Here is an 11,393-nt window from a genome sequence, read left to right on the forward strand (position 1 = left end):
CATGATAAAAATAGCTGAACGATTTCAAGTATCTCATTTTTTAGTTTTTTACCTGATTCATTCACTACAATTTGGAGTTGGTGTATTAGGTTTTCAAAGAATTGTAGCTGAAAAAACAGGGAGAGATGCTTGGATTAGTGTTATTTTAGCTGGTATCTTGGTACACATTTCGGTTTGGATGCTATATAGAATTTTAAGAAACTCTGGAGGAAACGTGATCACAGTTCACCGAAATCTTTTTGGTAAATGGATCGGGGGATTGTTGAGTGTTGCTATAGCTATTTATTTTTTTATATTAGCGGTAACAGTTCTTAGAACCTATATTGAAATTGTTCAGGTATGGATGTTTACAGACTTAAATGTATGGGTGTTTTCACTTGTATTTTTAATACTTGTCTACTATATCATATCAGGAGGGTTTCGAGTCGTTACAGGTATTAGTTTCTTTGGAGTTATTCTTCCGGCCTATGTATTGTTAACCTTTTTGTTTCCACTGGAATTTTCAGATCTGAGTAATCTTGCCCCGCCTCTGAATCATTCAGTTAAAGATTTCGCTCAGTCTACAAAAAGCATGTCTCTAACAATCGTTGGGTTTGAAGCTTTGCTTGTTTATTATCCTTTTATAAAAAATCCGGAAAGATCGAAGAAGTGGGCACATTTAGCTGTAGCCTTTAGCACAATCATTTACACGTTAATCATGTTGGTTTCACTTGCTTATTTTAGCGAAGAGCAACTTCAAAAAAACGTGTGGGCTACTCTAACGATATGGAAAATTATTGAGATGCCATTTGTTGAACGATTTGAATATATTGGAATTGCTAATTGGTGTTTAATCATCTTACCCAATATTTGTTTAACATTCTGGTGTGCAAGCAGATGTTTAAAAGATACATTTAAAGTAAATCAAAGAATCGTTCTCTTAATTGTCCTTTTAGGGTCGTTTATCATTCTTTGCATCTCACAAACAAGAGAGCACATTAACATATTAAATGATCTTGTGGGACAATTGGGCTTTTATATCATGTTCGCTTATATCCCGTTTATCTTTATTTCTAATATTATTATGGGGAAAATAAAGGGGAGAAAAAAATGAAAAAAAGAATTTTATTACCAATATCTATCTTCATTCTACTTTCCGGGTGTGTAGAAAAAGAAGTAATTGATGATGTGAATTTAATTGTTGCAGCTGGATTTGATTTAACAGAAGATGGAAATATTAGGGGATCTGCAAATGTTAATACATACATGAAGGATCAACCTGTTACGGATTATCTTATTACTTCTGAGTCAAAGCTTAGCAGAGATGTAATGTCTGAAATGCAGAAACAATCTCCTGATCCTCTTGTAATTGGTAAATTACAAATTGCTTTATTCGGAGAAAAATTAGCAAAGCAAGGTTTATCAGAGATTGTGGATACATTGCAGCGTGATGCATCAATTGGAGAAAGATTATTATTGGCTGTAACGAGAAATGAAGCAAAAGATATATTGGAGGCAGAATTTGCAACTATTGGTGCTGGGCGGTATTTAACGAACTTAATTTTACATAATAAATTAAGTCGTGATTTACCCAGAACAAACTTACATTTATTTTTATATCAACATTACTCGGAAGGTCAAGATCCTTTTCTGCCTATATTAAAGAAAAACGATCAAACCGGCAGTGTTGAAATTGATGGGATTGTGTTAATGGATGATAAAAAGGTGGTAGGAGAACTCCCAAACAATAAATTACTTTTTTTTAAGGTACTTACAGATCAATACACAAAAGGGTCTCACATTGTAGAGGTTCCCGATTCAGATGATTCAGCAGTTGTAAGGAGTATTTCTTCTTCAAGGAAGCTGAAGGTTGTTTCAACCAACCCGCTAAAAGTAAAAATGGACGTGAAGATTGATGGATTTATAAATGAGTACACTGGTAAAAAAATTACCCCAAAAGTGAAGGAACAGATTGCAAAGGCATTTGAGGATCAAGTAGAAAAAGAATCTATGGCATTAATTAAGAAATTCAAAGAGTTAAAAATTGACCCAATTGGAATCGGTGATGAACTTCGCTCGAAAATTCGCACATTTGATATTAAAAAGTGGAGAGAAAGAATTCCTGAGCTAACTGTAGATATTCATGCAGAAGTGCAGATATCTGAATCTGGTGTGATTGATTAGTTTAATTAGAAATAGACAAAATGTAAAAAAATAAATAAAAGTAATGAAAGCTTGTTTTATTTATGGACCTTGTCTCATATCCTTTACAAATGGATTGTAAAAGATAAGGGGACAAAGACACCATGAATAATTTTGTGAAAGGAACATTGTTGCTTGTAATTGCCGCCTTTTTTGGAGAATGCTTGGAGTTTGTCATTAATATGATTTTGGCTAGGGAGCTTGGTGAGGAAGGGATGGGTATGTACATGTCCATTCTGCCGATTATATTCTTCATTGTGATTATCGCCAGTCTCGAGCTTCCTGTTTCTATTTCAAAGTTTATAGCAGAAAAACAGCGTGAAACACATTATTACATGTTAAAGCACACATTAACACTAACCATTATTTTTACTTGTTTGTTCACTGCCTTTACAGCGATCGTGTTACCGTATTTGCCGGTGTTTCACGGGTATCATTCATCTGTAAAATGGCTTTTTCTTTTGCTTATCCCTGTTGTTGCGTTCTCTTCCATTGCCAGAGGATATTTTATGGGTGTACAGCATATGGGGAAAATTGCAGTTTCAAATTTTTTGAAAAAAGTCGTTCAACTTGCTATCCTTTATTGGGTTTATCAGTCGTTTCAATTTAACATAGAAGTTGCATTGTTAATAGCATTAGCCACATTAATAGGTAGTGAACTCCTTGTATGTACGTATTTAGTTGCTATGTATTTCATAGAAGTCCAAATTCTTAGAAAGGAAAATAATAAATATATTAGGGGCAGTAAAGTACGACGTGCTCTGTTTACAGTTTCGCTACCTACTACTGGTTTAAGGCTATTTCATTCTCTTACACATGCTCTGCAGCCATTTCTCGTAAAGGGTGCACTGGTGGCAGCTGGTTTTTCCACTGTTATGGCAAACGAGCATTATGGCATGCTTGCTGGTGTAGCGATGTCAATTGGTTTCTTTCCCGCTTTTATTGGACATTCCTTAATGGTTATGTTGATCCCAAATGTATCAGAAGCATACGCAAACAATGATAACAATACATTAATTCGTCTTCTTCAACAATCAATGGTTATTACCATGCTTTATGGTATAGCTGCCAGTATAGCCATGTATTTATACGCGGAACCATTAACTCATTTGTTTTTTGATTCATCTGCAGCATCTGTCTATTTACAATTACTATGGCCTTACTTTTTATTTCACTTCTTTATAATTCCGATGCAGGCTTATTTAATCGGTTTAGGAATGGTGAAGGATGCACTTTTCCAAACTATATGGTCTCATAGTATCTCATTCGGCATGATGTATCTGCTCGGTTCTATGGAAAGTCTTCAAATGAAGGGGATTATCATCGGAATGAATATGGGGGCTGTACTTTTAATGCTTATGCATTATGTGACAATTTGTAAGAAGTTGGGGGTTAGTGTTTACTTCTTAAAGAAAAAATTCACCTATTAAGAGGTATGTATGCAGAGATGTATACATACCTTTTTTGTTGTTGGTAAAAGTAATAACAAGATGAATTCAGGATGGTGGTTCAATTGAATAAAACAAGTAAGTTTGTTTTTTTCCTTTTCATAGTATCTTTCGTTACATTTAGTAATACATCTTATGGAAGTGCCTTAGAGCAGGGAGAAAACGCACATAATTTTACATTGGAAACCAATACAAGTAAAAGTCTAAGTTTAGAAGAACTAAAGGGGAAAATAGTTGTTATTAATTTCTGGACAACTTGGTGTACATATTGTCAAGAAGAATTAGCGGAATTAACAACTTTTTATGAAGCAAAAAAAGAAGACGTTGATTTAATTGCCGTAAACCTTACCTCTTCAGAGCAGAGCAAACAAGAAGTACTTCAATTTATAAATCATTCCAACATTCCTTTTACCGTACTTATGGATGTGAATGGTGAGGTTGCGGCAAAGTATAAAATTATTGGCATTCCAACTACTTTTATTATTAATAAAAAAGGTATGGTTATAAAAAAGGTATTAGGACCTGTTACAGCAGAAATGCTAAGTCAAATTATAGATGGAATGTAAGAAACAGCTTATCGCAGTTGTTTCTTTTTGTTGTTTTTTCAAGCTACTAAGGGAATGTGATTGTAATTGTCATCGTACCACTTTTTTAACCTAAATAAGCTTAAATTTCAATTGTAATGGGTAAGGGAAATTAGTGAGAAGGATTATCGTTATTAATAATTATTATAAAGTAATAATTATAATAATTATTACTTGAAAAAGAATTATTGTTTGTTATAATCATATTATATTCTAATTTATAGATATTTTGAGCGGAATAGAAAGAAAAAAGGAAATAGTATTGAGATACTGATGATGAATCTTATTCTCAATTAGAGGAGTGGAGTAGGATGGAACTAAATAGCGTATCACAAATTAAACATCAAAGTGAATCTAATAAAAATCGAGTATATTTGAAATGGATGGAACATATTGAGTTAATCAATGCGATTGTTTCGGGAATTCTAATTGGGTTTGGGTGGTACTATAACGTCCAAGGAAATGAAAAAGTGGCGATTCCGTTATTTATATTAGCTTTTGTCATTGGTGGATTTGCCAAAGCAAAAGAAGGGATCGAGGATACCATTGCAGATCGGACACTAAATGTAGAATTGCTGATGATTTTTGCAGCAATAGGTTCAGCCATTATTGGGTACTGGGCTGAGGGGGCAATTTTAATATTTATTTTTGCTCTAAGTGGTGCACTAGAAACGTATACGATGAACAAAAGTCAGCGTGAAATTTCTGCGCTAATGAGCCTGCAGCCAGAAGAGGCCTTACTTATTACCAATGGAAAAGAGCGGCGTGTTCATGTTTCGGCTCTAACAATAGGAGATATAATTTTAATTAAACCAGGTGAAAGAGTAGCTACAGACGGATATATCTTGTCCGGAAGAACATCAATAGACCAATCCGCGATAACAGGCGAGTCAATGCCTGTTGAAAAAAATCTTAATGATGAAGTTTATGCTGGAACAGTAAATGGTAATGGCTCCATTACTGTATCTGTCACAAAAAAAAGTTCTGAAACGATGTTTCAAAAAATCATAGATCTTGTTCAATCAGCACAGTCAGAAAAATCTCCTTCCCAACAGTTTATAGAAAAATTTGAAGGAACCTATGTGAAAGCTGTACTAATCATGGTTACTTTAATGATGATCTTGCCTCATTTTTTACTTGGATGGAGTTGGAATGAAACGATTTACCGTGCGTTAGTACTCATGGTTGTGGCATCACCTTGTGCGCTTGTTGCCTCAATTATGCCAGCAACACTTTCCGCAATTTCAAACGGTGCAAGAAAAGGCCTTCTTTTTAAAGGAGGAATGCATTTAGAAAGACTAAATAAAACAAATGTTGTTGTTTTTGATAAAACAGGTACTTTAACTAAGGGAGAACCAGAAGTAACGGATATTCTGACGTTAGAGGATGTGGATACCGAAGAATTTTTTGAAGCGGTATTATCTATTGAAAATCAATCTAATCACCCACTTGCAAAAGCGATTGTAACGAAAATAAATCAAGATAAGCCATTGATAGTAGTGAAAATGGCTTCAGTAGATGAAAAATCGGGATTTGGTGTTAGTTCAACAATTCATGGAGTACAATGGAAAATAGGAAAAGCTGATTTTGTTGGAAGAGATGAAGCAGATTTCTTTCAAAATGGTATAAGTGCAACACTTTCAAAAGATGGAAAAACGATTGTCTATGTTCAACGTAAAGGTCAAATCATCGGTATCATCGCCTTAAAAGATGTTGTAAGGGAGGAGGCTAAAGCAGCTATTAAAAAGTTACAAGATGATGGGATAAAAGCAGTCATGTTAACTGGAGATAGTGTAGAAACAGCTGAGGCAATCTCAAAGGAACTAAATATCGACATATATAAAGGAGAATGCTTACCAGAAGATAAGGTAACAGAAGTTAAGTTATTAAAGGAAAAATACGGTACCGTCACGATGATCGGTGATGGAATAAATGATGCTCCAGCATTAGCAACAGCAGATGTCGGGATTGCTATGGGAGAAGGAACAGATGTTGCTCTCGAAACAGCTGACATCGTCTTAATGAAAAATGAGCTATCTAAATTAACATCTGCATTAACTTTATCTAAAAAGATGAATCGTATTGTTAAACAAAATATCGTCTTTTCAATGTCCGTAATCGCTTTGTTAATTTGCTCAAACTTCTTTCAAGTACTAGATCTGCCATTGGGAGTAATTGGTCATGAGGGAAGTACAATCCTCGTAATCTTAAATGGATTACGTTTATTAAGAGAAGTATAAACAATAAGAGAGATATCGCTTAGATATCTCTCTTATTATTGTTACATATTAATTGTTTCTTCTGTTGTCTGTACTGGAACTTCTTCTTCATCAGGACGTTTGCTAAGAATAATGTAAGATGTGACAAAGCAGCAGAAGCCGATTATCCACCCGATAATCGTACTATAATAATAGGTATCAATTAACATCATACCTACAATTGGAGAAAAGATCCCTATAATACAAAGTATTAAAATTAAGTGACGTTTTACCCATTGATGCACAAAGAACAACTCCTTGATAGGAAGAAAGATTGCTTTATAGAATTATTATACAAGAAAAAGAACCGATTTAGTATCAACGAAATGTTAAAAACAGATTACAAATATTCACGATGTTATTACTATTTTTAGAAGTTGAATGGGTTGGTAAACATGAAGCATAGTGAGTGAATCGGTATCAATTGTACTTTCTTTTGCTGATTGTTATGATGAAAATGAAGTTTTTTGAAGGGTAGTGACAATATGAAACAACGAATAGAAAATGTAATAGTGTGGCTTCAGGATCAAAATATCGATTTATGCTTTGTTCAATCGAAGGAAAATGTATTTTATTTTTCTCAATTTTATACAGATCCACATGAACGATTAATGGGGATTTTCCTATTTAAAGAGCAAGATCCCTTTTTTGTTTGTCCAAACATGGAAGTAAATCAAGCTAAATCTGCAGGGTGGACTTACGAAGTGATCGGTTATAGTGATCATGAAGATCCTTGGGAGTTAATTGATCTAGCAATAAAACAACGACAAGTGTCTATTCAAAAGCTTGCTATCGAAAAGGATGTTACATCATATAGTCGTGCAGAGGTATTATTGGAGATTACAGGTCAACCGCAAATATTATCTGCTGAAGAAAAATTAAATCAACTTCGCGTAATAAAAGATGAAAATGAAATAAAAATCATGAGAGAAGCTGCTAAGCTGGCAGATTTTGGAGTTCAAGTTGGGGTAGATGCTCTTCGAACTGGTGTTACTGAAATGGAAGTATTAGCAACCATTGAGTATGAATTAAAGAAAAAAGGAATTCGGGAAATGTCTTTTTCCACGATGGTCTTATTCGGTGAGAAATCAGGTGATCCACATGGTAATCCAGGGCTAAGAGCACTAAAAGAAGGAGATTTTGTCCTTTTTGATCTCGGAGTCGTGCTGGAGGGTTATTGTTCAGATATAACGAGAACTGTAGTTTATAAAAAAGCTACAGAAGAACAAAAAGAAATTTACAACACTGTGCTTAAAGCGCAAATGGCTGCGTTACAAGAAAGTAAAGCGGGAACAAGAATAGGTGATTTAGACACAGTCGCTAGAAAAATAATAGAAAATGCCGGGTATGGAGACTATTTTCCACACCGTCTTGGACATGGTCTAGGGATAAATGTTCACGAGTACCCATCAATGAGTTTTACGAATGATGAATATTTAAAAGAAGGAATGGTTTATACAATTGAACCGGGTATCTATTTGCCAGCAATAGGTGGTGTGAGGATAGAAGACGATGTGGTTATAACAAAGGAAGGATTTGAAACATTAACAAAATTCCCGAAAGAGTTTACTATCATAAAGTAGGTTTAAAGGAATTTATCATTATGAAAATAAAGCAAATGAGCCAATTATTTTTTCTTATACTAACTCTTACCTTTTTAACAACAGGTTGTGGAAGTAATTCCTCAAGTTCACTCCTCTTGGATGCAAAAGTAACAAAGGTGGTTGATGGTGATACACTTCAGGTAATGATCGATGGAAAGAAGGAAACAATTAGGTTGTTGTTAGTTGACACACCAGAAACAGTTCACCCATCAAAACCGGTTCAACCATTCGGACGTGAAGCAAGTAACTTCTTGAAAGAAGAATTGAACGGAGAAGAAATTCAAGTTGAATTGGGGATAGGAGAAAGAGACAAGTACGGGCGGTTGCTTGCTTACGTTTACCATCAAAACAAGATGATCAATAAACGTTTGCTTGAAAATGGACTTGCTCGTGTAGCATATGTTTTTGAACCAAATACCAAATATATTGATGAATTTTATGAAATTCAAAAGCAAGCTCAAAAAGAAGAAATCGGTATTTGGAGTTTAGAAAACTATGCAACGAATGAGGGCTTTCAAGATGAATGGCAGGAAGAAGTGAACGAAAAAGAATCCAAGGTTAATTCGAGCTGTAAGATAAAAGGAAACATAAATTCAAAGGGAGAAAAAATTTTTCATACAGAGGAATCTCCTTCCTACAATGTGACAAAGCCTGAAGAAATATTTTGTACAGAAAAAGAAGCCGTGGAAGCAGGTTACCGTGCTGTGAAAAGATAAAAGGAGACATGGACGTTTATAATGTTCATGTCTTCTTTATTGTCATAATGATGTACATTCCTTTCGGATGTGAATAGCTTAAATAACGTTCAATTTATTCCTATCATTCCAAACCGCTAATGGATTTGGACTAGGTTTTCCAATGTAATATCCTTGAGCCAGATCGATTCCTATATGTTTTAAATAGTCAAACTCATCTTTAGTTTCAATTCCCTCGGCTAAAACCGTAATATTTAATCCCTTCGCTAATAGTAAGATATCCTTTAAGAAAGTTTGATTATCTTTATTAAAATGACAATCTTTTATATACTGTCGATCAATTTTAATGTAATCAGGTTGAAGTTTAGCAAGCATATCAAGTGTCGAATATCCTGCACCAACATCATCAAGGGCAACCTTTATACCGTAACTTCGATAAGTTGTGAAGATTGATTTTAGATGATTGACATTATGAATTTTCTCAGTTTCTACAACCTCAAAAATAAGATCATTTGGATTTACATCATATTTTTCGACAATAGCAAATGTGTGTTTTAGGCAGTACTCCGGGTTATAAATGGTAGAAGGAAGGAAATTAATAAAGCTTTTTATTCCTGGTGGAATTTTATTGCGTCGTGTTTTAATTGCGATTTCTCGAGCCTTTCTATCTAAAATAGAGTGCATATCGGTTTTTCTTGCAATTTCAAATAGCTTGCTGGGAAAAATAGATTGATCTTTTACTCTAAGAAGGGATTCATAACCAAATAATTCACTGTTTTTAATGGAGACAATTGGTTGTAAAAAGCTAGTGAATTCTCCACTTTTAATTACTTTTATGGTGTTTTCATAAAAGGTGTGATTGTAAATTGTCTCTAAAGAATAAATATCAAAATTACTTAGGTTTGATGTATTGTGAATGGATCCGGTGTAGACTGATAAATCGTTTATAAGTTCACTTCGAATAAAAGAAAGATATTCCTTTAAAGTGCTTTTACAATCATAAGAAATACGATAAAAGTTCTTCTTGACTTTTTGAAAATGAAGATCTATTAAGATAGTTTCAAGATTTTCATCATCGTTTGAGAAAATGGTTAGAAATCCACTGCTATGTATTCTAAGAGGGTTAAAGCAGGATCTGCAAAAACTGTCCATCTTTTTAATCTCCATTTCATATTTTGAGTTATTTTTCATTTTACCAAATATTATACAAAAGTTAAACAAAAATACATGTTAAAGAAATAAAGATATGATTTAACTCCTTTGTTTTCCTGTATTGAAGTGCGTAGACTAGTGTTTAGAAAGGACAAAGATAGGAAAGTCTAAAAATAAGGAATATTTTGGTAAAAAGGAACTATACACTATTTTAAAGTAATAAAAAATAAGGTCTATCATAATAAATTATTTTGTTATCATCCTTACTATTAGTCATAAAATCAAAAAACTGCTGTCAAATGGAGGGATTTACTTGAAAAAAATAGCTGTACTAACAAGTGGAGGAGATTCACCAGGGATGAATGCGGCAATAAGGGCGGTGGTTAGAAAAGGTATCCATGAAGGGGTCGAGGTATATGGTGTTTATCAAGGCTATTCGGGATTAATGGACGGAAAGTTAATAAAACTTGAACTAGGGTCTGTAGGAGACATTATTCATCGGGGTGGAACTATTTTGTATTCAGCTAGATCTGAGGAATTTAAGAAGGATGAATCACAACATAGAGCCATTAATCAATTAAAAGACTTAGGAATTGAGGGACTTGTTGTAATCGGTGGTGATGGCTCATACCGTGGAGCTGCAAAATTATCTGAGAAGGGATTCCCTTGTGTAGGTTTACCAGGAACAATCGATAATGATATTCCAGGTACAGACTATACAATCGGCTACGATACAGCATTAAATACTGTGATAAAAAGTATTGATAAAATAAGGGATACGGCTACCTCCCATGATCGAACATTTATTATTGAAGTAATGGGGCGTCACGCCGGAGATATCGCTCTGTTTTCAGGCTTAGCTGTAGGTGCGGAGTCTATTATAATTCCTGAGATACCCTATGAAATACAAGATGTAGTTGATAAGCTAAAGACAGGAATTAAAAGAGGAAAAAAACATTCCATAATTGTTCTGGCAGAAGGGGTTTGTTCTGCGAGTGAACTTGCAAAAGAATTAATGGATAATTACCAATTGGAAACAAGAATCTCTGTATTAGGACATATCCAGAGAGGTGGAACGCCCACTTGTTTTGATCGTGTATTGGCTTCCAGGTTGGGAGCAAGGGCAGTAGAATTATTAATAGAGGGTAAAGCAGGGCGAGCAATCGGGATGGAAAAGCAGGAAATTGTTGATTATGATATTGTGGAAATATTAAAGAAAAGAGACTCTCTTCCAGAAGGTGTTTATACTCTTTCTAAAGAACTCTCAATTTAAACAAAATTATTATATTGATAGAGGCCGACCAATACGTGAAATATGAATCGTACTGACCAGCCTCTTTTCGTTGTTTTCATTGTTTTCAAATTCCTATGTAACGAGGAATATTTTCAATTAGTGTTTACTGACGCCTTTAAAAATATAAGCCCTGCCTCTCTTATATCGTTGCGGCTCCTAGGCCGCGCCACTTTGTTA

Annotated in this window: 10 protein-coding genes; 8 read left to right on the forward strand and 2 right to left on the reverse strand. The window is 34.3% G+C overall.

What is annotated here, in order from left to right:
- Position 1 precedes the first annotated feature (1 nt).
- From HWV59_RS10200 to HWV59_RS10220, 5 genes are all read left to right on the forward strand, one after another.
- The gene (locus HWV59_RS10200) at positions 2-1,093 is read left to right on the forward strand and encodes a GerAB/ArcD/ProY family transporter (RefSeq protein WP_102231946.1); all 1,092 of its coding nucleotides are present in this window, start codon (positions 2-4) and stop codon (positions 1,091-1,093) included.
- The gene (locus tag HWV59_RS10205; RefSeq protein WP_175638783.1) at positions 1,090-2,163 is read left to right on the forward strand and encodes a Ger(x)C family spore germination protein; all 1,074 of its coding nucleotides are present in this window, start codon (positions 1,090-1,092) and stop codon (positions 2,161-2,163) included. Before HWV59_RS10200 ends, HWV59_RS10205 begins: the two co-directional genes overlap by 4 nt.
- A 122-nt stretch (positions 2,164-2,285) precedes the next feature.
- The gene (locus tag HWV59_RS10210; RefSeq protein WP_102231948.1) at positions 2,286-3,611 is read left to right on the forward strand and encodes a polysaccharide biosynthesis protein; all 1,326 of its coding nucleotides are present in this window, start codon (positions 2,286-2,288) and stop codon (positions 3,609-3,611) included.
- Between the two features lie 83 nt (positions 3,612-3,694).
- Positions 3,695-4,195: a TlpA disulfide reductase family protein gene (locus HWV59_RS10215; RefSeq protein WP_175638784.1), complete on the forward strand. Its 501-nt coding sequence runs from the start codon at positions 3,695-3,697 to the stop codon at positions 4,193-4,195.
- Positions 4,196-4,524: 329 nt separating this feature from the next.
- The gene (locus HWV59_RS10220) at positions 4,525-6,453 is read left to right on the forward strand and encodes a heavy metal translocating P-type ATPase (RefSeq protein WP_175638785.1); all 1,929 of its coding nucleotides are present in this window, start codon (positions 4,525-4,527) and stop codon (positions 6,451-6,453) included.
- Between the two features lie 41 nt (positions 6,454-6,494).
- Here HWV59_RS10220 and HWV59_RS10225 read toward each other — a convergent pair whose 3' ends face one another.
- Positions 6,495-6,716, reverse strand: coding sequence for a hypothetical protein (locus HWV59_RS10225; RefSeq protein ID WP_175638786.1), 222 nt, complete (start codon positions 6,714-6,716; stop codon positions 6,495-6,497).
- 240 nt (positions 6,717-6,956) lie between these two features.
- On the opposite strand from HWV59_RS10225, the gene HWV59_RS10230 reads away from it, so the two are divergent.
- Entirely contained in the window at positions 6,957-8,054 is a 1,098-nt protein-coding gene (locus HWV59_RS10230; protein WP_102231952.1) for a M24 family metallopeptidase, read from the forward strand.
- Positions 8,055-8,074: 20 nt separating this feature from the next.
- Positions 8,075-8,791, forward strand: a complete 717-nt coding sequence (locus HWV59_RS10235; RefSeq protein WP_175638787.1) for a thermonuclease family protein — start codon at positions 8,075-8,077, stop codon at positions 8,789-8,791.
- Between the two features lie 78 nt (positions 8,792-8,869).
- Here the strand turns inward: HWV59_RS10235 and HWV59_RS10240 are convergent, their stop codons facing one another.
- Positions 8,870-9,922 (reverse strand): EAL domain-containing protein, encoded by a 1,053-nt coding sequence (locus HWV59_RS10240; RefSeq protein ID WP_175638788.1) that lies wholly within the window; start codon positions 9,920-9,922, stop codon positions 8,870-8,872.
- A gap of 313 nt (positions 9,923-10,235) precedes the next feature.
- Between HWV59_RS10240 and pfkA the strand changes: the two genes are divergently transcribed.
- The gene (gene pfkA / locus HWV59_RS10245; RefSeq protein ID WP_102231955.1) at positions 10,236-11,195 is read left to right on the forward strand and encodes a 6-phosphofructokinase; all 960 of its coding nucleotides are present in this window, start codon (positions 10,236-10,238) and stop codon (positions 11,193-11,195) included.
- The last annotated feature ends 198 nt before the right edge of the window (positions 11,196-11,393 follow it).

This window comes from Metabacillus schmidteae (assembly GCF_903166545.1).
GTDB classification, from domain to species: domain Bacteria; phylum Bacillota; class Bacilli; order Bacillales; family Bacillaceae; genus Metabacillus; species Metabacillus schmidteae.